This is a genomic window from Nonomuraea sp. NPDC050691 (assembly GCF_040654455.1).
Classification (GTDB): Bacteria; Actinomycetota; Actinomycetes; order Streptosporangiales; family Streptosporangiaceae; genus Nonomuraea.
Genome location: NZ_JBFAIA010000092.1, coordinates 1 through 21370, shown reverse-complemented (window position 1 = coordinate 21370; position 21370 = coordinate 1). Strand labels below are relative to the sequence as shown.

Below are 21370 nucleotides of genomic sequence, written 5' to 3'. Positions count from 1 at the left end.
AGGGCTGCTGCTGTGATGGGGGTTCGTCGTCTGTGGGGCGCGGCCGGAGGGCTGCTGCTGAACGTCGCCACCGGGGTGGCCGCGCTGGCGCTGCTCGCCCTGCTGCTGGTCAGCCTCGCGCTGGTGCCGCCGGCCGGGCTCGGCCTGCCGCCGGCGGCCCGGGTGCTCGCGCTCGTCCGGTCGTTGGCCCTGCTCCAGCGCGCCTGGGCGGCCCGGACCCTCGACCCGGGCGGACTCGCGCCGTACCGGTGGCAAGCCGGCGAAGCCCGTCATGAGCCGTACGCGTGGCGCGCCGCACTGGAACCGAGGGCCGGGCTGCTCCCCGCGCTGCGCGACCCCGCCACCCGGCGGGAGCTCGCCTGGCTGGCCGTGCACGGCCTCACCTGGCCGGGCCCCGCCCTCGTCATCGGGGCGCTGGTGGCCGCCTTCGACTACGTCTTCTTCCGGGTACGCGTGGCCGAGTACGAGTCGGTGACCACCCTGGCCTTCAGCGTCTCCGTGGCGGCCATAGCGGCGATCACCCTCATGGCCGTCCCCCTGCTCCAGACCGTGCAGGCGCGGCTGACGGCGATGCTGCTCCTTCCGCACGCGACCCCGGCCGCGCGGATCAGGCAACTGACCGAGTCGCGGTCCGTGGTGGTCGACGCGCGGGCGGCGGAGCTGCGCCGGATCGAACGCGACCTGCACGACGGCGCCCAGGCCAAGCTCGTCGCGATCCGGATGAACCTGGGGCTGGCCCGCGGCGTCCGCGACCCGGACCAGGTGCGGCAGATGATCGACGAGGCGCGGGAGGTGGCCGGCCAGGCCCTGACCGACCTACGCGACCTCGTGCGCGGCATCCACCCGCCGGTGCTGGCCGACCGCGGCCTGGCCGGCGCGATCGAGGCCGCCGCCCTGCTGTGCCCGGCGCCGGTCGAGGTCGAGATCGACCTGCCGGGCCGCCTGGAGCCGCCGGTGGAGTCCGCGGCGTACTTCGCCACCGCCGAGGCGCTGACCAACGTGGCCAAGCACAGCGGCGCGTCCCGCGCGTGGCTGCGGGTGTCCCACGCGGGCGGCCTGCTCCGCGTGACGGTGCGCGACGACGGCCGCGGCGGCGCCGACCGGACCGCCGGCACCGGCATCCGCGGCATCGACCGGCGCCTGTCCGCCTTCGACGGGCGGCTCACCCTGCACAGCCCTCCCGGCGGCCCGACCGAACTCACCATGGAGCTCCCGTGCGCGTTGTCATAGCCGAAGACCTCGCCCTCCTCCGCGACGGCCTGATCCGCCTGCTCACGGCCCACGGCTTCGAGGTGGCCGAGGCCGTCGACAACGGCCCGATGCTGCTGGACGCCCTCACCCGCTGCCGCCCGGACGTGGCCGTGATCGACGTCCGGCTGCCGCCCGGCCACACCGACGAGGGGCTGCGCGCCGCGCTGGCGGCCCGCCGCCTGGTGCCGGGGCTGCCGGTGCTGATCCTGTCGCAGTACGTGGAGCAGCTGTACGCCCGCGAGCTGCTCTCCGACCGGTCCGGCGGGGTCGGCTACCTGCTGAAGGACCGGGTCGGCGACGTCGACCGGTTCGTGGACGCGGTGCGCCGGGTCGCGGCGGGCGGCACCGTGATGGACCCCGAGGTGATCGGGCAGCTCCTGACCCGCCGCAGCCGCGACGAGCCGCTGGGCGGGCTGACCCCGAGGGAGCGGGAGGTGCTGGCGCTGATGGCCGAGGGCCTGTCCAACCTGGCGATCGCCGCCCGCTTCCGGGTCACGGACAAGGCGGTCGGCAAGCACACGAACAACATCTTCGCCAAGCTCGGCCTGCCGCCGTCCGACGACCACAATCGGCGGGTGATGGCGGTGCTCGCCTACCTGCAGGCCGCGCCCCCGGCCGTCACAAGGTGACCGGCTCGGAACGGAGGCCCTGCCGCGCGGGACCCGGTCGCAGCCCCGGCGCCAGGCACGCGGTGACCAGGACCGAGGCCGCCGCCATCACCGACATGGCCAGAGCCGGAGAGGTGTACTGGGCGAGGGCCCCGGCCAGGGTGGCCCCCACGCCCTGCATGGTCATCATCGCCGAGGAGTTCAGCCCCAGCGCCTGTCCCCGCACGTCGGACGGGGTGAGGGCGACCAGGCGTTCCTGGAGCATGAGGCTCGCCGCGTACCCCACCGAGGCCACGGTGACGGCCACCGCCGCCAGTACCGGCGCCGGATGCAGGAAGAAGATCAGGTACGGCGCGGCGAGCAGGAACCGCAGCGGGGCGGCGAGCCGCTCCCTCCACCGCGCCGGGACGAACCGGCCCACCAGGACGTCCCCGGCCAGCATGCCGGCCGCGGCCAGGGCGAAGAGCAGCGCCGCGTGCCCGGGCGCGTACGGCACGAACAACGCCTCGCAGCCGACGATCAGCCCGTTCGGCACCCACAGGGCGAGGAAGACGTACCGGCGCGGCGCCGACGACCACAGCCGGACGTTGATGCGCCAGGTGGCGGCGACGGACGGCCGCCCGGAGGCGCGGGCCGGGCGGTGGCCCAGCCCGAAGTAGGCGATCAGCGCGGCGGCGAGGTCGAGCGCCGCCGCGGCGAGCAGGGTGCCCCGGGGCGTCAGAGTGGTCAGCAGCAGCCCGCCGAGCGCGAACCCGCAGATCTGCGTGATGCCCACCGACGCGTTGAGCACGGAGCGGCCGAGGACGTACGCCCGCTCGGGAAGGAGCTCGGTCAGCAGCCCCTGGCGCACCCCGCCGCCCAGCGAGGCGACCAGCCCGAGGCCGAAGAGCACCACGAAGATCGCCCACACAGGCAGGCCGGGGATCGCGAGGACGGCCGTGCCGAGGCCGAGGGCCGCGGCCAGCACGGTCAGCGCGGCGCGGGGCGGCAACCGGTCGGCCGCTGACATGAGCGCCGTCGCGCCGACCACCTGGGCGAAGGACGAGCCGAACATGCTCAGGGCCGAAAGGAGCGGCGAGCCGGTCGCGGCGTAGACGAGCGTGCCCAGAGCCAGGCCGCTCACCGTCGTGCCCATGGTCTTCGCGGCGGAGGAGGCGAACAACGGCACGAACTGCGGCACGCGAAAGAGATCCCCATACGTACGCATGCGTGAATCTCATCGGCCCCGCGACTCCCTTGCTATGGTTTCGCGAGGAGGCGAAACCATGGGCTGGTGGCAGGTCGACGCCGACACTCTCGCCGGGAGCCGGTTCGTGGTCTCCGCGCTCGCCGAGACCACCTCGGGGTTCCTCACCCTGGCCAAGGGAGCGGCCGCGCACCCGGGGGAGCGCGCCTGGCTGGACGCGCACCTGCCCGCCTACCGGAGCCGGCTGTCCGCCGACCCGATCACCGCGCTGTTCGTCCACGCCGCGCTCGGGCGTCACTGGATCGCCGACTTCCTCACCCCCACACCCGCCGGCGAAGGGGAGACGCCCTTCGACGACGAGCTCGAAGGCATCCGCGCGACCCCCGCCGAGGTCGTCCGGGCGGACCTCGCGGTCGCGCTGGGCGGGCCGCTCCCCGCCGCGCTGGAACGCCGCGACGACCTGGCCGGACGCGCAGCCGATCTCCTGGAATGGGTGTGGCGGGAGACCGTGCTGCCCAGCTGGCCGCGGCGCCGCAGGGTCATCGAGGCCGACATCGTCGCCAGGTCGGAACGGCTGAGCCAGGGCGGCTGGGCGGCGACGCTGGGCGGCATGCGGCCCGACATGCGCTGGCTGGGGGAGGGCCGGCTGCAGATCAACGCCCGCGACTACCCGCCCCGCGACCTGGCCGGCGCCCGGCTGCTGTTCGTGCCGGTGACCCCGAGCGCCGGCTGGGTGAGCTGGCAGCTGCCCCACCGGTACGCGGTGGCGTACCCGTGCTGGGGGCCGCTCGCCGGAGGCGATCCCCCGCCGCTGCCCGACGCGCTGGGCAGGCTGCTGGGCGGGGCCCGGGCGGGCGTTCTCGTCCTGCTCGACAGTCCCAAGAGCACGACCCAGCTCGTGGCGCTGACCGGCCAGGGGCTGGGGTCGGTGGGCCGGCATCTCAAGGTGCTGCTGGACGCCCGCCTGGTCCGGCGGCAACGCTCCGGCCGGTCCGTCCTCTACTCCCGGACCCTGCTGGGCGATGCCCTGATCGACAGCCAGGGGGAGGGGGACGGCTGAGGGGGCCTAGAGGACGGCCAGCTCGCCGTACGCGGACAAAGTCGAGGCCGGGTCGCCCGGCGCGCCCCGCAGGGTGGCGTCCAGGAAGGCGGCCGTGGCCGCCGCGGTGACACGCGGCCCGTCCTCCCGACCCCGCGAGCCGGCGAGCGCGGGCAGCGGCGGCAGGTAGAGCGGGGCGTCGGTGAAGGTCAGGTGCGCCGAACCGGGGACGGTGAGCCGGTAGCCGGTGGCCGTGCTGAGCCGTATCACCCGGGTGAGGCGGTCGACGTACTCGCGCTCCTGACCGGGCTCGACGTCGTGGACGAGCGCGAGCACGGGCTGGTGGAACGGCCGCGGCGCGGGGTCGCGGGGGAAGCCGTCCACGTCGATGACGGCGGCGAACCGGTGGTCCTGGCGGGCCGCCTGCAGGGCGGCGGCGCCCCCGAGCGAGTGACCGGTCACCGCGGCCCGGCGCGTGTCGAGCCGCCCGGCCAGCGGGCCCGGGAGCTCGCCGCGGTCGAGCCGGCCGAGCTGGGTGAGGGCGAAGCGGAGGTCCGCGGCCCGGACCGCGGTCCACGCGGCCGCCCGCCGCTCGTCCTCCGCCGGGTCGCCGGTGGCCGCGAGCCGGGTGCGGATCACCCGGCCGTCGTCGAGGGTGACGACGGCCGAGTCGTACGGGTGGTCGAGTGCCGCCACCACGTATCCCCGGCTGGCCAGGTCCTCGGCCCAGGCGGTGTTCTGGGTGCGTACCCCGCCGAGCCCCGGCGAGAACAGCACCACCGGGAAGCGCCCGCCGGCGGCCGGGGCGCCGGGTGTCGAGCGCGTGACGGCGAGCGGCACCTGGTCGAGCAGGAAGCCCGGCATGCCGAAGTAGCCGGCCAGGCCGCGGGCGACGGTGCGCGCCTCCCGCTCGGTGCGGCCGAGGTACCGCGCCCGGCCGGTGGGCCTGTTGGCGCCGCTCGCCGGGTACCAGAGCTGGACCACGACGGTGCGCCGGTCGCCGGCGTCGGCCGTGGCGGTCTCCGGGCGGTCGCCGTCGGTCCACTGCGTCACGGTGGTGCCGACGGCGTACGAGCCGGGCGGCTCGGGGAACACGGGCACGGGCAGCGCCCACGCCGCCACCGCCCCGGCGCAGCTCAAGGCCAGGGCCGCCGCCGCCCCCAACCGGCCGGCCCACCGCGCGGGCCGTCCGGCGCGCTGCCTGAGCAGCGGCGGGACGGTGAGGGCCAGCGCGAGGGCCCCGCCCGCGAGCACCGGTACGAGCTGCCAGCGGATGCCGGTCACGGCCAGCACGACCGCGGACACCGCGAAGACCGCCGCGCAGCCCAGCCCGACAGGCCGCCGCACGCGGTACGGGAGCAGGCGGGCCGCCACCGGCACGACGCCTGTGACCAGAGCCGTGAGCTCCATGGGGGACAGGCCCAGTATCACCACGTTCATCCGAACATCGTCGGAGAGCGGCCCCGGCCGGGGCATCGGCCCAATGTCCAGGGAAGCGTGCCACCCCGGTATGACCCGCACGCCCGCGCGTACGACCAGGGTGGCACTCCGCCGAGACCGGACGCGGACGCCTCGGCCGTCAGCCCGCCGCCGGCCGGTCGCGGGGCAGCGTCCCGAGGAACCCGTCCACCGCGCGCCGGAACGCCTCGGGCTGCTCCACCCACGGATGGTGCCCGCACCGTTCGATCACCACGATCTCGCCCGCCGGGAACAGCTTCGCCAGCGCGCGCACCGGGGCGACCCCGAGGCCGTAGTCCTGGGCCCCCGCGACGACCAGGACCGGGGCGGTGACGTCACCCAGCCGCGCCGCGAGGTCGGCAGGCGGGTCGGCGCTGAAGTAGGCCCTGTTCGCGGCATAGCTGTAGTGCGTGGTCGCGGCGTGGGCCCGCTCCTTCTCTCCCCAGGCGGCGTAGCCGAGCGGCGCCACCCGCTGCTGCCAGGCGTTGAACCCGGGGTCGTCCAGGGTGTCCGGTCCGGCGTCCCAGGCGGCCAGGGCGGCGTCGAACTCCGGCTCCCCGCGCCGCCGGTCGATCAGCTCCGGGGCGTCGGAGGGTTCGTCGACCAGGTAGGCGGCCGGCGGCGTGACCAGGACCATGCCGGCGAGCCGCCGCGGGAAGCGCGCCGCGTAGCTGATCGCCAGCCGGGTCCCGGCCGAATGGCCCAGCAGCAGCACGCGATCCAGGCCGAGGTGGGCGCGCAGGCGCTCGAAGTCCTCCGCCTGCCGCCAGTACGAGGCCGCCTCGGCGAGGCGGGGGAGCGGGGAGCGTCCCACGCCCCGCAGGTGGGGGACGACGAGGCGCCGGTGACCGCCCAGCCCGGCCAGGTCGCCCAGGTAGCGGGGGTGGGCGGCCGCGCCGCCGGCGAGCGCGACGACCGGCGCACTCGTGTCGCCGCCGGTGCCGTGCTCGGGGCCGTCGTGGTTGTCGTGGTCGTCGTAGAAGAGGGAGGCTCCGTCGGAGCCCATGAAGAACGGCATCGTTCGATCCCTTCGTCGGAAAAATCGGAAATCGGAGAAGGGGCGGCCCGGCCGCACGCCGGGCCACCCAGGGACGCCTCAACCAGGGGCGTCGCCAGGGCGCGTTGCCGGCTCAGCTCGCCGTCATGGCTCCGGCGCGGGGCGCCGATGTCACTGACGTCACCGATGGCACTGGCGTCACCGACGTCGCTGCGGAAGTGTCGTCGTCGGCGAGGTGCCGGACGAAGAAGCGCTCCGAGGCGTCCAGCTCGAACGCGGGCACGTCCAGGTGGCCGCCCTGGTCGGAATGCAGATCCGCCTCCCAGGAGGCGAACGCGTCGAACATGGCGAGCCCGGACGCGCGCGCCACCAGCTTTTCCTGTCCGGTTCGCGGCCGGTCACCGTGACCGGGCGTGCCGAGAGCCGCCACCGTGAGGCCGGGACCGGTCACGGAGGGGTGAGCGCAGGCCGCCATGCCCGGCGCCTTCTGGTGCCGCCCGCCGCCGTGGCCCGGCAGTACGAGAGGACGGGGATCAGGGGCGCCGTCCGGTGTCCAGAACACGCCGGAGACGTCGCAAGGGGTGAGGAGACGTTCCGAGACGCCGTCCGAGGACGTCTCCGAGATCAAACGCATGGATGTGGTGCCTTTCGGATGCCTCGCGGGCGCTCCGACGGTCACCTGCGTTCAGATGATCCGCACAGCCATGGGGGAGGGGAGCGCCCAGCCGGATACAGCGGTAATGGGTCTCACCTCCTCAGGTCGATCACAGCCGATCATGTGCATCGCGGACGCTATCAGACTCCTTCCACGCCCGGCCACCCCGGCTGTCGCCACGCAGTCACTTGCGTGGGATGAGCGTCGGTTGCCAGATCAGGGCGATCATCTCGCGGGCGTCCCGGCGTCCCGGCGTCCCGGCGTCCCGGCGTCCCGGAGGAGGACAGGGTAAGGCGCCTCCGGCGAGAGCGTCCCCTGGAAGCCGGAGACAGCCCGTTACCGCGCTTGGCGGCCGACCTGAGGACCCTGCGCAGGAAGATCGGCGCCCCCACCTGCCGCCGGCTCGCGCGGCGCGCCCAGGCGGAGGACGGCGGCGCGGTTCTTCGGCCGCGAACGGCTGACACGCACACCGCGGGCGACGCCTGTCAGACGCCTGACAGCGACATGGTTATCCCTGGCGTAGGGACGGCCGTCCGCCGGTGGTGTCAGCGTTCGATCATCCGCATCTGCTCCTCGTTGTGGTGCTCGCCGGCGGCCGGAGGAAGGGCGTCGAGCTTGGCGAGACGCCCGCCTCGTCGGCGACGGCCCGCACCTCGTCGGCGAGACGCAGGTTGCGCTGGAAGTTCTCGCCCATGAAGCGTGGGCTGGTCTTGCGCCAGTCGGTGTCGTCGAACTGCTCGGGTGAGTGGATCCGGCCGGTGAGGAAGCCGTGGCCGAGCGGCGAGTACGGCACGAAGCCGATGCCCAGTTCGCGCAGCGCCGGCAGAACTCGCTCCTCCACGTCGCGGGTCCACAGCGAGTACTCCGACCGCACCGCTCACCGGATGGACGGCGTGCGCCCGGCGGATCGTCTCGGGTCCGGCCTCGGACAGGCCGATGTGGCGGATCTTGCCCTGCCGTACCAGCTCGGCGAGGGCGCCGGCGGTGTCCTCGATGGGGGTCCGGGTCGACGCGATGCTGGTGGTACAGGTCGATGTGGTCGGTGCCGAGCCGCCTGAGTGAGCCCTCGACGGAGGCGCGGATGTTGGCCGGGCCGCTGTCGAGGTTTCCCGGGCCGCCGTTCGCGTGCGAGATCATGCCGAACTTGGTCGCCGTCACGACCTCGTCCCGTCGCCCCCGCAAGGCGCGGCCGACGAGCTCCTCGTTGACGTACGGGCCGTAGATCTCGGCGGTGTCGAGGAAAGTGACGCCCAGGTCCAGCGCTCGGTGGATGGTACGGACGGACTCGGCGTCGTCGCTGCCGGCGCCGGTGTAGCCGAAGGACATGCCCATCGTGCCCAGGCCGATGCGGGAGATGTCCAGGTCGCCCAGCGTGGTGTGCTTCATGGTCACCTCTCGGGAGCTCGTTCGATCATCACGGCGGCCCGCGCAGGAGCAGGGCGGTCGGCCAGAGGAGAAAGGCCCCTGCCCGCGGGTAAGAAGTGCCCCTGCCCACGATGCCTGTCGCCGCGCGCCGGGAGGCAGGGCGGGGGCTGTGCCGGGGAGCGCCGTTCGGGGGGTACGCCAGTGCCCTATCGGGCCGGCCGGGCGATCCCGACCTGGGGGAGCGGTGGTGTTGGGTGGCCTCTGTCGGGTTGGCCGGGCGATCCCGTCCTGGGGGTAGCGGCGGTTCTGGGGTACGTCAGGTCTCTGCCGGGCTGGCTGGGCCACCATGCCCTGCAGGTAGTGACGTCCGGAGGTGTGCCAGGGCTCCTGTCGGGCGGGGCCGGCCGCGCGGTCCCCGCAGGTAGGGGCGTTCGGGCAGACTCGGGGTGCGCCGGGCCGCCAGCCGGTGGCTCTCACGCACCTTGGCGCGGTCGCCCGCCAGCTGCGGCACGAGGACGCGAACGGGGGCAGGCGGTGGTGCCAGGCGCCGCCGCCCGATGCCCGGGGGCGGCGCGCTGTCGCCGTCGTCCAGGCTTTCCAGCAGGCCGAGTCCGGGCCCGAGACGCGCGGGTCATCGCGACCGGGACGGCATGGTTGAGGGCGATCACCGGGTTCGGCCCCATGCGCCTGAGAATTCCGAACCGGATGTGAGGATCTGCTGCCAGCCGGTGTCCTCGCCCCGCAGCGCCTGGACGTGCAGCGCGGCGATCGCCGCCGGGAGCTGGTAGGGGCCGAGAAGCGAGGCGGACACGGAGCCGGCCACGCGGGCGGTGCCCTCGTCGATCAGGGGAGTGTCCCAGCGGCTCCCACCCTGCTCGGCCATGAGGATGAGAACGCCGTCCGGAGCCGGTGCGGGCCACCCGGCGGGCGTCGGTTTGCAACGAAGCGTGAGGGGTGGCGATGGAACATGTCAGGTGACACCGACACTGCACACGTTCAGCCATGAACGAAAAGCGCGTGTGTCTGCGGCTAAGGCGGTCAGCTGTTCTCCCGCCTCCAGCAGGTCACGACGGAGGTTTCCCAGGGCGGCCAGCCATCGGTGCCCTCCTGCCCGGGGCGCGAGCCGTCAGGAGGTGGGTCTGATGCGTGAGTGCTGTGCCAGGAACCAGTCGGCGGCGATGTCGGTTTCCGTGATGCGCCCGATCAGCGCCAAGGCCGAGCTGATGCTCTCCGGATCCTCCACGGGATTGTCGAGGACGTCGTCATCGCTGATCTGGAAGCGCAGTCCGTCCATCAGGTGATCGAGTGCGTGCGGGTCGTCGCCGGACCGCTTCCAGTTCTCGGGCGAGAGCGGGTCGAAGGAGACGACCGTGCGGCCGTCGCGAGCGTAATCGAAGTAGGCGTTGCCGTTGATGTCCATGCGGAGGCCGAGGGCCTGACGGCCGCCTTCGGTGACGGAGCGCACGCCCTCGCCGTCAGCATGCGCCGGCACGACGCCGATCCAGCCGTTGACCTCGGCAACCCAAGTGGATTGGTCGTCGATGTTGTGATCGAGGATCTCGCTCAGGTAGCACGGGGTCCGGGTGGCGAGGTTCAGGCGGAAGCTTCGGGCGAGCGCTTCGAGGTCCAGGTCCTTGATCCACATGGCGCTGAATCCCAGTGCCCACAGGTCCATCTCGACATCGAGCCCCTCGGTGAAGATGGTCGCGACCAGAAGGTCGTGCAGGTAAGTCGGTGACTGCATGGCCGCCTCTCGAAGGAGGGGACATCCCACAGGACGCCCCGTACTGCGTGTCCGGACCGCGCCCATCGTGATCATCTGGGCTCGCCGCAGCAAGGATAAGCCTCACCCCGCCGGTCGGCCGAGTCTGGTGCGGGCAGGCGGTCGGGGTCGACATGATCGGCGAGATAGATCATGACCCCATCGAGGTGCGTCCCGAAGGCTGCGGCGACGAGTTTGGCGTCCATGGTCTTGACCAGGTCGATCAGGCGGGTGGAGCGAAGCATCCGCGGTGAGATACCAGCCGGAGCCAGGACATGGCTGACACAGGCGACGGAGGCCGGGCTCCGGCCCGCCTTGGTGCCCTTGGTGACTATCAGATGCGGGTTGCCTGTGTGCTGAGTCTCGCGGTGCGCCACGCACCGCTGCACGGCGCTCCAGCTGGCCGGATCCAGGGGCACGAGGTGGGGGCGTTGCCCGAGACGGATGGCGCGACCGGCCGGCTCGATGTCGTCCAGGCGCAGGTGGCGGACTTCGCTGCTGGAGGCGCCCTGCAGCAGGGCGAGGATGCCCAGCAGAGCCTCGTGCGGGTGGACAGCCGGGTCGGTGATCCATCTCCGGAAGAGGCGTCGCTGCTGGTCGAGGGTGAGGGTCTGGCCGATGAAGCCCTTGGCCGTCTTGGCCGACAGTCCGCCGGTGGGATCGATCAGGATCATCTTGTGGGTCTTGGCGAAGCGGAAGAACTGCCGGGCGATCCGCAGCCGCCAGGGCCGGTTCTTGGGCTGGGCGGCCAGGAACGCCTCGATGTCGTGCACGTCGACCAGGGCCCAGTCATGCTGTCCACGCGCGCTGACGTGCTGAGCCAGATCGCGCACGGTGGACAGCATGATGTCGAGGGTGACGTCGGCACGGGGCAGTGTCCCGGCCTGGCGGGCGCGCTCGCGGGAGCGCAGCAGGAAGGCGTTGAAGGCCTCCGCCGCAGGCCGCAGCGGCTCGGGGACGGCGTCGATCCGGCGGCGACGGCGGCCGGCGGCCAGTCGTTCGGCGTGATCGGTGGCCAGTGCCAGCCCGCGTTCGACGAAGAAGATCTCCAGCCCTCGGGCCAAAGGCCCCATCGAGCGGCCGGGCAGCCGGGCCCGCTCCAACAAGGCTTGGGGGTGGTTGGGGTGCTCGCCGCCCAGCAGCCGTCCCAACTGGCCGATCAGGACGCAGGCTCGGGCTGGCGAGTGACCGGCGGCCAGGTGGCCGATGAGGTCGCCCAGCCAGGCAGGCGGCAGTCAGTCAGCCGGGCGATGAGGTTCTCGCCGGCGACGAAGGGCCGTTCGATGCAGCAGGCCGAGCACGGGCCGTGGCCGGCATGCGGGCGCAGTCCCGGCACAGCGTTGCCTCAGGCGAGCGGACCGGATGCCCGCACTCGGTGCAGACGTGTGAGCACGTGATGTACCGGCCGGTGTCGGCCCGCAGCACCCGTTACTTGCCGCAGCCCGGGCAGGGGGCGTTGGCGGTCGCTTCGTCGAGCCGCTTGAGGCAGCGGCAGCAGTGCAGGCGGTCGATGATGCCGACCGGGCCGCCACAGTCCACACAGTCACGTTGCCGTTGGCCCATCGCCGCCCTCCCGCTCAGGTCACAGTGGCGGCATAGACCGGCCGCTGGAGGCGGCCTTGGGCTCGGTCGTCGGCTGCGGCGGGCGGGCTGTTCGACGGAGGTGGTGTCCACCTCGATCAGGTCGTCGGGGCTGCACTCCAGCGCCGTGCACAATGCGGCCAGGGTGCTGGTCACCGCCCGGCGATAGGCGTCTTCGTTGAAGGCGGCCGACGGCCGGACATAGCGCATCGTCGAGCTCACCGTCCAGTGTCCGAGTAGTTGCTGGATGGCCACCAGGTCCACGCCGCGCTCGTAGTTGTGGGTCGCGCACGTCCGGCGCAGCGCATGCGGGCTGAACCTTCCGGTTTCCGGCCGGCCCTCCAGGTGCATGAGATAGCGCAGCCGGTTACGGATGGTGCCGCGATGCAGCGCCCCGCCGGACTCATCGGCGAACAATACCGGCGAGTCGGGGAAGCGGCCGCGCACGTCATTGAGGAACCAGCGCAGCAACCAGCTCCAGCCCGTCCAGCATCGGCACCCACCGCGGCCGCGGTCCGGAGGCGCGGGCGCCCTTGCCGAAGCGGACATGCAGCTTGCCGAACGGGCCCCGGTTGCAGTGCACGTCCGGCCGGTCCAGCAGCGCGGCCTCCTCCGACCGCAGCCCAGCGTGATACAGGGTGCGAAACGGCGCATAATCCCGCGCCGCCGACGCGTACTTTCGGGCCGTGGCGATCCGGTCCTTGAGGAAGTCGAAGAAGCCGCTCACCCGCTCCGGCGTCGGCGGCGGCAGCGCTGCCGGTGAGTCGTCGCCGACATGCCGGGAGGCGTTGAACTCATTCACCGGGCAGACCAGCCGCACCCCGAACGCGGCCTCGATCTCGGCAGCCTTACGCACCTGCAGAAACCGGTGAAACCCCTTGAAGACAGGAACATGTGCCACTCCAGGTGGCTGGCGGCCAGCCCTGACACCGTCCGCCGGCGCCGCGGCCCGGCGCGTCCGTGTCCTGTGACACAGAACTCGGAGTTCGTGCCATCGAAGGTTGGATAGGTCTGAAAGCTTGTTGAGATCGCCGGAGCACGGTCTCATGGACCGCATACGAGAGGTATCGCCGAGGTGAGCGGGGCAGGTATGGAGGGACCCATCGAGAAGGCCAAGCTGTCCTATGAGCACGCTGTCTTCGTGGGCGATGTCGGTGAGCTGGCGGCGGCGGAGCGGGAGCTGGACAAGGTCGAAGCCGATCTCGCCTTGGCCCGGGGACGGATCTTGCGCGCGCGGTTCCTCGAGGACCGGCGCGAGGATCCGCGTGAGCTGGCGCTGTTCGAGCGTGCCACTCGCCTGTACCGGACGCTGGGCGATGCGGCGGGCGAGGCGGATTCGGTGTTCTGGGAGGGCTGTTTCCACCAGGTCGTACGGAGCGACCCCGACCGCGCCATTCCTCTCCTTGAGCAGTCGTACGACCTGGCCACGGCGGCGGGCGACCGATACACCCAGTCGGAAGCCCTCCGGCACCTGGGGATCGCCGACCATGCCGCAGGTCGGCTGGACGCCGCCCGGGAGCATTTGGAGGCATCGGTACGGCTACGCCGGGAGATCGGGCTGCTGGCCGGTGTCGCCGCCGACCAGGTAGGGCTGATCTACATCGCCGCCGCGCAAGGCCGACGGGACGACGCGGTGGTGCTGGCCGCAGAGGCGTACGCCACCGCCGAGGCATGCGGGGCCCGCCGCATCATGCGGCAGGTCGCGGAGGCGCGTACTCAGATCATGGCGCCGGACACCGATCATGACGAGACCCACGATCAGAGCGCGCCTTGAGCCGCTGACGCTGCGATGTCACAAGCTCAAGGTTCATTGTCACCAGACGGGCAGCGGCGAACACCCGCGCCGAGTACGGTCACCTGTCGCGAACATCGATCATGGTTTCGTGTCACCAACGCGGTCCGAACTCACGAACATTCGCGGCCACTTCTAGCGAACAAAACCAGGTCGGCAATGTGCTGGCAGAGACCGGCAGGAGAAGAGAACAGCACGGCGTGGTCCTGGCCGCCTCCATCGCCGAGGTCTGCGCACCTTCCGGATGGACCTCTGAGGGTCGGTCTGCGGTGAGTGGTTCCTCCGGAAGGACGCACGGACGTCGCGGACCAGCAGGTCAGCGGACCTTCCGGAAGAACGTCCGGACGTCGTCGACCAGCAGGTCGGGGGCCTCCATGGCGGCGAAGTGGCCGCCCCGGTCGAACTCCGACCAGTGGATCACGTTGTGCTCGCGCTCGGCGACACGCCGGATCCCGCCGTCGCCGGGGAAGACCGCGACCCCGTGCGGGACCTCCGAGCGTTCGACCGGCATCCCCCACTGTGCCGAGCCCTCCTTGTAGAGCCGGGCGGACGAGGCGGCGGTGCGGGTCAGCCAGTAGATCGTCACGTCGGTGAGCATCTGGTCCCGGTCGACCGCGTCCTCGGGCAGGTCGTGCGCGGGGTCGGTCCACTCCTTGAACTTCTCCACGATCCAGGCCAGCTGGGCGGCGGGGGAGTCGTGCAGGCCGAAGGCGACGGTCTGCGGCCGGGTGGCCTGGATGATCGCGTAGCCGGAGCGGTCGTGGTCGGCGTAGATCCGCATGCGGGCCTGCTCGGCCTCGGTGAGGCCCTCCGTCTCGGCCGGGTCGAACGTCGGGAAGCCGAGCGCGCCGTTGACGTGCACGCCGGCCACCCGGTCGGGGGCGACGCGGCCGAGCTCGGGGGAGATGACGGAGCCGCTGTCGCCGCCCTGGGCGCCGTAGCGCTCGTAGCCGAGGCGGCTCATCAGCTCGGCCCACGCGCGGGCGACCCGGCGCAGGTCCCAGCCGGTCTCGCGGGTGGGGCCGGAGAAGCCGAAGCCGGGGATGGACGGGGCGACGACGTGGAAGGCGTCGGCGGGGTCGCCGCCGTGGGCGCGGGGGTCGGTGAGCGGGCCGATGACCTTCATGAACTCGGCGACCGAGCCGGGCCAGCCGTGGGTGAGGATCAGCGGCAGCGCGTCCGGCTCGGGGGACCGCACGTGCAGGAAGTGGATGTTCTGGCCGTCGATCTCGGTGGTGAACTGCGGGTACGCGTTGAGCGCCGCCTCGTGCTCGCGCCAGTCGTACCCGGTACGCCAGTACTCGGCCAGCTGCCGCACGTACGAGACCGGGATGCCGTACGACCAGCCGACGCCGGGCAGCTCATCGGGCCAGAGGGTGCGCGCCAGCCGGTCGTGCAGGTCCTCGAGCGCGGACTGCGGGATGTCGATGCGGAACGGGCTGATCGCCGTGGTGAACGTCATGGAGAACACGCTAGAGGTGCGCTAGGACAGGCTCGGTCCTAGGAGTGGGGCATTCTGGAGAGCATGTTGGAGACATCGGCCCGGTTGCTCAGATTGCTCTCGCTCCTGCAGACCCACCGGGAGTGGTCGGGCGTGGAACTGGCGGAACGGCTAGGCGTGACCGGGCGGACCGTCCGCCGTGACGTCGGGCGGCTGCGCGAGCTCGGCTATCCCGTGCACGCCACCGCGGGCGCGCCCGGCTACCGGCTCGGCGCGGGCACGGACCTGCCGCCGCTCCTGCTGGACGACGACGAGGCGGTGGCGGTAGCGGTGGGGCTGCGGACGGCGGCCGGGGGCTCGGTGTCGGGGATCGAGGAGACCTCCGTACGGGCGCTGGCCAAGCTGGAACGGGTGCTGCCGTCCCGGCTGCGGCATCGCGTGCACGCGCTGCAGTCGATGACCGTGCCGATGGGGCGGGCGGGCTCGGCGGTGGACCCGGCGTCCCTGACCGCCATCGCCGCCGCCTGCCGCGACCACGAGACCCTGCGGTTCGACTACCGGGCGCACGACGGGCAGGAGAGCGTCCGCGCCGCCGAGCCGTACCGGCTGGTCCATTCGGGGCGGCACTGGTACCTGCTGGGCTGGGACACCAGCCGGGCCGACTGGCGCTCCTATCGGGTGGACCGCCTGAGCCTGCGGACGCCGAACGGGCCGCGGTTCGTCCCGCGCGACCCGCCCGACCCCGACCTGGCGGCCTACATGTCGCGGTCGATCTCCAGCGCGCCCTACCGATACCAGGGCCGCTTCACGATGCACGCGCCGGCCGAGGTCGTCGCCGAGCGCATGCCGGCCACGATCGGCACGGTCGAGCCGATCGACGAGCGGTCGTGCACGTTGTCCAGCGGCGCGAACGACCTCGACGAGCTCGCCGTCTGGGTCGCGTTGATGGACATCGACTTCGAGGTGCACGAGCCGCCCGAGCTCGTCGACCGCATGCGCGTCCTGTCCGCCCGCCTCGCCACCGCCGCCGGATCATCCGGGAACAGCGTGAAGCGCTCTCGAGGCTCGTCCTGAGCGCGGCTGCGTGGAAGAGCCGCCGGCTCCCCCGCCTCACGCGTTCCCGGTCCTCCACCAGCCAGGCGTGCAGACGTCGGCGGTGCTCAGGCCCTTGACGATCACCTCGTTGGAGACGAAGTCGTCGCCGGCGCCGGGCAGACAGCGCTCGGGCCAGATGATCCCCGAGGGCTGTCACCGCCGCCCGCCGGGCTCCCAGCTGTGCACCTCGATGTCCGCGTACCGGTCCGTGGTCAGGATGGCGCGTGCCGCGTCCGCGTCCGGCGCCCGGACCAGCGCCGCCGTGCTCAGCCAGGTGGTGCCGTCGTCGGACGACAGCGGCCCGTACGCGATCAGCTCGTCCCTGCCGGGCGGCACGACGAGGTCGGCGGCCTCCCCTGAGCCGAGGCCGAGCACCAGGTACCGGTTGCCGCCCTCCCGGCCGCCGGGGAAATCCCACATGGTGCGCCCCAGCGCGTTGCGCCACCGCCGCAGCAGCACGTCCCGGTAGGCGCCGGCCTGGTAGTTCGGCTCGTCGAAGGCGAACGCGCGGGCGGCGACGGGATCGGGGAGGTCGACGATGTGCACGCTGCCGGTGGGGGTCTCGCCGTCGTCGGCGAAGGTCGGGCCCCGGGCGATCAGCTCCTTCGCGTACCGGTCCATGTAGGACCAATGCTCTTCCCGCAGCTCGTCGCGCAGTGCCAGGGAGCCGGGCCGGTCACGGTGGTAGCAGAAGAACTCCATGGCCAAAGTGTTCACCCACCGGCGGATCACCGCGCACGAGGTGCCCCGAAAGGGATCACGGGCGAGTCACCGGACGACGGCGCGGGTGAGGAGGGGCTGCAGGGCGTCCTGCTCCTCGGGCGTCAGCGGGACCGTGCTGGTTCTCCTCGGTGCCAGGCTCGAGAGCGGCGGTACGAGACCGGACGAGCCTCGACGGCCCGACCCCGGGCCCGCTCACAGCAACCGCGCCGCGAGCTCCTCCCATGGGCGCAGCGGCGGCTCGTCCGGTGCGGTCGTCAGCACGTGCAGGCTGACGTGATCCGCTCCGGCGTCGAGATGCTCCCCGACCCGCCGGACGATCTCCTCGGTCCCGCCGGTGGCCACCAGGGCGTCGACCAGCGGGTCAGCGAGGGATTCGGCGTCGTCGAACCCCAGGTCGCGTAGCAGGGCGAGCCGGTTGGGCAGTGCGGCGGCCGCGTGGGCACGGGCCAGCTCGGCCGCGCGGGCGCGAGACGGGTCCAGGACGACGAGCTGGGTGACCGCCAGCAGCGCCCGCGGCCCGAGCAGGCTCCTGGCGCGGCGCGTGTGCTCGACCGGCATGCCCAGCGGGTGGGCGCCCCACGCGCGCTCGGCGGCGAGCCGGAGCATCCTCGGACCCAGCGCGGCCAGGACCCGAGGCGCCGCGGGGACCGGCGGGCCGAACGGGGCGGTGTCCATCGCGTCCAGGTAGGCGCGCATGGTCGCCACCGGTGGGCCGAACCGGTGGCCGCGCACGTCGGTGACCAGAGCGGGATGACTGACGCCGAGGCCGAGCAGGAACCGGCCGGCGAACGCCTCGGCGAGGGTGCGCTGCGCGGCCGCGGTACTGATCGCGTCGCGGGCGTAGATGCTCGCGGTGCCGGTGGCGACGACCGTCCGCCGGGTGGCCGACAGCAGCAGGGCGGCCTGGGTCATGGCCTCGCGGCCGGTCGTCTCGGGAAACCACAGGGCCGGGTAGCCGAGGTCCTCGACGGCGGCGGCCGCCCGGCGCAGGGCGGGGGCGGGCCAGCGGTCCGCCTCGCCCGCCCAGACGCCGACCCGTCCGAGGCCGAGCGCACTCATCGGTCCTGCTCTGCGACGCCCCGGGTGGCCAGGAAGCCGGTGACCTGGGCGGCTCCGGTCCGTTCCAGCCAGGTGCGCAGGTCCATCAGGCCCGGGTGCAGCGCGCGGGTGAAGGCGACGTCGGCGCGGTAGCCGCGTTCGTTGAGCCAGGTGTAGGCGTAGGCGAACTCCTCGCTGATCCGGGCGATCGCCTCGATCGGGATCTGGACGTACGGCAGCGGCCGGCCGACGGCCTCGGAGACGGCCGCGGCGATCCGCACCGGGGTCAGTTCGTCCCCCGCCAGGTCCACCGCGCGGCCGATCCACTCGCCAGGGCGGGCGAAGGCCAGCGCAGCGAAGACGCCGACGTCGTCGACGGCCATGATCTGCTGGGGTACGCCGGCGGCGAACGGGGTGGCCACGGCGCCGTCGCGCAGGTGGTAGGCGCCGGTGTAGTTCTCCATGAAGGAGACCGGGCGCAGGAAGGTCGCGGGCAGGCCCAGGCGGGTGATGTGCTGTTCGATCCGCCACTTGTTGATCGTGTTCTGCGGCAGCTTCTCGGTGTCGTGCCGGCCGGCGCCGGCGAGGGAGGCGTAGACCAGGTGCCGCACACCGGCGGCATGCGCCGCGTCGGCGACGTTGCGGCCCCAGCGGACCTCGTCCTCGGCGGAGAAGCCCGCCGGGGTGCCCGGCGAGCCGACGGTGGGCTGCACGCTGAACAGGCCGTGGGCGCCTTCGGCCACGGCTATGAGCGAGGCGGTGTCGTCCATCTCGGCGCTGACGAGCTCGGCTCCCGCCCGCGCCAGCGCCCGGGCCGCCGCGGCGTCCGGGTCGCGCGTCACCGCTCGTACCCGCCAGCCGCCGGCCAGCAACCGCGCCGTCACGGCCCGGCCCTGCAGGCCGGTCGCACCCACCACCACGATGGTCTTCACGATGTGTCTCCAATTCGTAGGCATGCGGCGGCCACCCCGCTAAGTGGGGTGGCCCTCCGGTTCTGAGTGAGTACGATATGGAGGGCCACCCCGTTTACGCAAGCTCGTCGGAGACCCGCATGCCGCACGACCTGGCCCCCGACGCTTGAGGATGCGCTGAGGTGCTCGGATCTCACATGGACGCCGCCGCAGCCAGGGAGTTTCGGCTTCCGCGCGGATGCCGCGGTTCACGCCCCAGCCGCGGGTCCACACCCCGGACATCCCGGACATCCTGGGCATGCCCAGGCCCGACGAGCGGCGCGTGAGCCCTCAGCCGTCTCCGCGAGACAGGGCGGATCGGCCGTCTCCCCGAGACAGGGCGGCGAGGTGGGCGGAGACCGGGCCGACGGTCAGGACCCCGCTTCCGGCCCCCGCCAGCTCGTTCTTCGCGGGCAGGAGGGCGGCGTGGGCGCGTTCCATCGTCTCCCGGTCGCCGAGCGCGACGGCCGCACGGGCCGTCAGGCACCACAGGGCCTCCAGCAGCAGGTCGCCCGGTGGTTCCGGCGCCGCGCGCAGCGCCGCGGCGGCAAGGGCGTGACGGCCCTGGGCCAGCAGCACCAGCGGCCTGACCCAGGGTTCGTACGGTCCCCAGTCGATGTCCTCGTCGGTCGGGGCCGGCCGGCCGTCCCGTACGCGCAGGCAGAGCAGCGCGAGCGGCAGCAGGCCGCGTTCCATGCCGGGCATGCCGGCGCCTTCCAGCCGCGCCGCGGCGTCCCGGTAGGCCGCCTCCACCTCCGTGGCGGCCGCCGGTGTTCCGCCACCAGGGGCGCCCGGTGGGTGATCGCGCTCCTCGCTCGGCGGGTGACCGGTGGCGGCGAGGCGCAGCGCCCGGTACCACTGCGTGAACACCCCCACCAACGGCAGCTCGTGGCGTTCCGCCAGCCGGTCGGCCGCCGCCGCGTGCTGGTCGGCCGTGCGGAAGTCCGCGAGCGCGCCACGCGCCTGGAGGCGGATGAGGTGCCCCAGTACCTCCGAGGTGACCAGGCCGTGCCGGGCCGACAGGGAGACCAGCTCGGCGCCGATGCGGTCACGCTGATCCGCCAGGCCGGCGCGGCCGAAACTCTGCATGAAGGCGCCGTTGAGGGCGAACGCCAGCAGGGCCGGGTCGTCGAGGCGCCGCGCGAGCTCCTCCGCCTCCCGAGCGGCCTCCCGAGCGGCCTCCCGAGCGGCCTCCCGAGCGGCCTCCCGAGCGGCCTCCCGAGCGGCCTCCCGAGCGGCCTCTCGTCCGTGTGCGGGGCGGTCTCCGGACGCATCCCCTGTCGAAGGGCCGCCGCCGCGCGACTCCAGTGCGATCGTGGTCAGCAGTCGTACCCGCGCCGCCTCGTGGCCGTCCGGCGGGAGTGCGGCCAGGGCGCGTTCAGCCGCCGCCAGAATCTGCGCCGTCTGCTCGGGGTCGTCGACGCGGGTCCAGATCGCCGGGACGTCGTACGCGCCGATCACGCGGGCGGTCAGCTCGGGATCGCCCAGTTCCTCGGCCGCCTGGACGGCCGCGACGCGGTGCCGGCGGGCCGCCTCCAGGCCGCCGCCCCCGGTGACCGCGAGGTTGCGCAGCAGGCCCATCGTGGACTCCAGCCGCGCCCGGGCGCCGGACGGCACAGCGCTGTCGTACATCGCCGCCGCCTCGGCCCACACCCGCCCGGCCGACCGCGCGTCGTCCGGCGTCTGCGGCGGCTCCCCGTCCATGACCTGTCCCGGTCCGGAGGGCCGCCCATCGTCCGGCGCCTGTGCGGGCCCCCCACCCGTGACCTGTCCCGGCCCGGGGGCGGGGTCGAGGTGGGGAGCCTGGTGGAGGATGTCGGTCTCCAGGCGGCGCAGCGCGGGTCCCGGGTCCACGCCGAGTTGCTCCACCAGGAGCGACCGGGCCCGTCTCAGCACCGCCAGCGCGTCCCCCTGCCGCCCGGCCCGGTACAGGGCGAGGGCCAGCAGCCGCCAAGCCTCCTCGCGCCAGGGATGCTCCGCCGCGTGCGCGTCCAGGTCGGGCACCGTCTGCGCCGGCCGGCCGAGGGCGAGCAGCGCCGCCGCCCGCCGCTCCACGGCGTGCAGCCGTAGCTCGGCCAGGCGGGAGCGCTCCGCCCGCGCCCAGTGCTCGCCCGCGAAGTCCGCGTACGCGGGACCGCGCCACCACCCCAGCGCCTCCTCCAGGCGGGCCAGCTCGTCGGCCGGTGACGTCGTCGCGGGCCCGGCTACCGCCCGCTCGAAGCGCCAGGCGTCCACGGCGTACGGCTCGGCGCGCAGCGCGTACCCCGGGCCCTCCGTGACCAGCAGCCGGGCGGGGGACCGGGGCGGGCGCGACGACCTCCACAGGCTGGCCGACGCGCAGGGAGCGGTGTACGAGCCGGGGAACGGTGACATCCGCCCCGCCCGTGCCCTTCCGCTGTCGCCGCCGCACGGTACCCGCCTCGCACCTT

General features: G+C 73.3%; 20 protein-coding genes and 1 pseudogene. 5 read left to right on the top strand and 16 right to left on the bottom strand.

Annotated features, from left to right (window positions below):
- The first annotated feature begins 15 nt into the window (after positions 1 to 15).
- On the top strand, positions 16 to 1230 hold the full coding sequence (locus AB0H81_RS27725; RefSeq protein ID WP_358380421.1) for a histidine kinase: 1215 nt from the start codon (positions 16 to 18) through the stop codon (positions 1228 to 1230).
- Complete coding sequence (locus AB0H81_RS27720) at positions 1215 to 1880, top strand: response regulator transcription factor (RefSeq protein ID WP_358380420.1); 666 nt, start codon at positions 1215 to 1217, stop codon at positions 1878 to 1880. Before AB0H81_RS27725 ends, AB0H81_RS27720 begins: the two co-directional genes overlap by 16 nt.
- Here AB0H81_RS27720 and AB0H81_RS27715 read toward each other — a convergent pair.
- The gene (locus tag AB0H81_RS27715) at positions 1870 to 3066 is read right to left on the bottom strand and encodes an MFS transporter (protein ID WP_358380418.1); all 1197 of its coding nucleotides are present in this window, start codon (positions 3064 to 3066) and stop codon (positions 1870 to 1872) included. The genes AB0H81_RS27720 and AB0H81_RS27715 overlap by 11 nt on opposite strands.
- Positions 3067 to 3124: 58 nt before the next feature.
- Here AB0H81_RS27715 and AB0H81_RS27710 point away from each other — a divergent pair, with 58 nt between their 5' ends.
- A complete protein-coding gene (locus AB0H81_RS27710; RefSeq protein WP_358380415.1) occupies positions 3125 to 4105 on the top strand; it encodes a helix-turn-helix domain-containing protein in 981 nt (326 codons plus the stop codon).
- A gap of 6 nt (positions 4106 to 4111) precedes the next feature.
- Here the strand turns inward: AB0H81_RS27710 and AB0H81_RS27705 are convergent, their stop codons facing one another.
- The 10 genes and pseudogenes from AB0H81_RS27705 to AB0H81_RS27660 all read right to left on the bottom strand — a co-directional run bounded on the left by AB0H81_RS27705 (position 4112) and on the right by AB0H81_RS27660 (position 12803).
- Positions 4112 to 5524, bottom strand: coding sequence for a hypothetical protein (locus tag AB0H81_RS27705; protein ID WP_358380413.1), 1413 nt, complete (start codon positions 5522 to 5524; stop codon positions 4112 to 4114).
- A gap of 139 nt (positions 5525 to 5663) precedes the next feature.
- Positions 5664 to 6560 carry an alpha/beta hydrolase gene (locus AB0H81_RS27700; RefSeq protein WP_358380411.1) on the bottom strand — a complete coding sequence of 299 codons (897 nt, stop codon included), beginning with the start codon at positions 6558 to 6560 and terminating at the stop codon, positions 5664 to 5666.
- Between the two features lie 112 nt (positions 6561 to 6672).
- A complete protein-coding gene (locus AB0H81_RS27695) occupies positions 6673 to 6990 on the bottom strand; it encodes a hypothetical protein (protein ID WP_358380409.1) in 318 nt (105 codons plus the stop codon).
- A 760-nt stretch (positions 6991 to 7750) separates the two neighbouring features.
- Positions 7751 to 8068 carry an aldo/keto reductase gene (locus AB0H81_RS27690; RefSeq protein ID WP_358380407.1) on the bottom strand — a complete coding sequence of 106 codons (318 nt, stop codon included), beginning with the start codon at positions 8066 to 8068 and terminating at the stop codon, positions 7751 to 7753.
- A gap of 64 nt (positions 8069 to 8132) precedes the next feature.
- Positions 8133 to 8520 (bottom strand): annotated as a pseudogene (locus AB0H81_RS27685) (aldo/keto reductase); the annotation flags it as partial.
- Between the two features lie 703 nt (positions 8521 to 9223).
- A complete protein-coding gene (locus AB0H81_RS27680; protein WP_358380405.1) occupies positions 9224 to 9442 on the bottom strand; it encodes a hypothetical protein in 219 nt (72 codons plus the stop codon).
- A 243-nt stretch (positions 9443 to 9685) separates the two neighbouring features.
- Positions 9686 to 10303 (bottom strand): DUF6461 domain-containing protein, encoded by a 618-nt coding sequence (locus AB0H81_RS27675; RefSeq protein WP_358380403.1) that lies wholly within the window; start codon positions 10301 to 10303, stop codon positions 9686 to 9688.
- A gap of 71 nt (positions 10304 to 10374) precedes the next feature.
- The gene (locus AB0H81_RS27670) at positions 10375 to 11472 is read right to left on the bottom strand and encodes an integrase (protein WP_358380401.1); all 1098 of its coding nucleotides are present in this window, start codon (positions 11470 to 11472) and stop codon (positions 10375 to 10377) included.
- Between the two features lie 277 nt (positions 11473 to 11749).
- Positions 11750 to 12373, bottom strand: a complete 624-nt coding sequence (locus tag AB0H81_RS27665; protein WP_358380399.1) for a tyrosine-type recombinase/integrase — start codon at positions 12371 to 12373, stop codon at positions 11750 to 11752.
- On the bottom strand, positions 12351 to 12803 hold the full coding sequence (locus AB0H81_RS27660) for a hypothetical protein (protein ID WP_358380397.1): 453 nt from the start codon (positions 12801 to 12803) through the stop codon (positions 12351 to 12353). The genes AB0H81_RS27665 and AB0H81_RS27660 overlap by 23 nt, the downstream gene beginning before the upstream one ends.
- A gap of 189 nt (positions 12804 to 12992) precedes the next feature.
- On the opposite strand from AB0H81_RS27660, the gene AB0H81_RS27655 reads away from it, so the two are divergent.
- Complete coding sequence (locus AB0H81_RS27655) at positions 12993 to 13676, top strand: tetratricopeptide repeat protein (RefSeq protein ID WP_358380395.1); 684 nt, start codon at positions 12993 to 12995, stop codon at positions 13674 to 13676.
- Between the two features lie 334 nt (positions 13677 to 14010).
- On the opposite strand, the gene AB0H81_RS27650 is transcribed toward AB0H81_RS27655, so the two are convergent.
- Positions 14011 to 15156, bottom strand: coding sequence for an epoxide hydrolase family protein (locus AB0H81_RS27650; protein ID WP_358380393.1), 1146 nt, complete (start codon positions 15154 to 15156; stop codon positions 14011 to 14013).
- Positions 15157 to 15219: 63 nt separating this feature from the next.
- Here AB0H81_RS27650 and AB0H81_RS27645 point away from each other — a divergent pair, with 63 nt between their 5' ends.
- The gene (locus AB0H81_RS27645) at positions 15220 to 16209 is read left to right on the top strand and encodes a transcriptional regulator (protein WP_358380391.1); all 990 of its coding nucleotides are present in this window, start codon (positions 15220 to 15222) and stop codon (positions 16207 to 16209) included.
- 174 nt (positions 16210 to 16383) lie between these two features.
- Here the strand turns inward: AB0H81_RS27645 and AB0H81_RS27640 are convergent, their stop codons facing one another.
- The 4 genes from AB0H81_RS27640 to AB0H81_RS27625 form a co-directional block, all read right to left on the bottom strand.
- Positions 16384 to 16947 carry a YciI family protein gene (locus tag AB0H81_RS27640; protein WP_358380389.1) on the bottom strand — a complete coding sequence of 188 codons (564 nt, stop codon included), beginning with the start codon at positions 16945 to 16947 and terminating at the stop codon, positions 16384 to 16386.
- Positions 16948 to 17145: 198 nt separating this feature from the next.
- Positions 17146 to 18012: a TIGR03620 family F420-dependent LLM class oxidoreductase gene (locus AB0H81_RS27635; RefSeq protein ID WP_358380387.1), complete on the bottom strand. Its 867-nt coding sequence runs from the start codon at positions 18010 to 18012 to the stop codon at positions 17146 to 17148.
- Complete coding sequence (locus AB0H81_RS27630; protein ID WP_358380385.1) at positions 18009 to 18923, bottom strand: NmrA/HSCARG family protein; 915 nt, start codon at positions 18921 to 18923, stop codon at positions 18009 to 18011. Before AB0H81_RS27630 ends, AB0H81_RS27635 begins: the two co-directional genes overlap by 4 nt.
- 309 nt (positions 18924 to 19232) lie before the next feature.
- Positions 19233 to 21314: a BTAD domain-containing putative transcriptional regulator gene (locus AB0H81_RS27625; RefSeq protein WP_358380383.1), complete on the bottom strand. Its 2082-nt coding sequence runs from the start codon at positions 21312 to 21314 to the stop codon at positions 19233 to 19235.
- Positions 21315 to 21370: the final 56 nt, after the last annotated feature.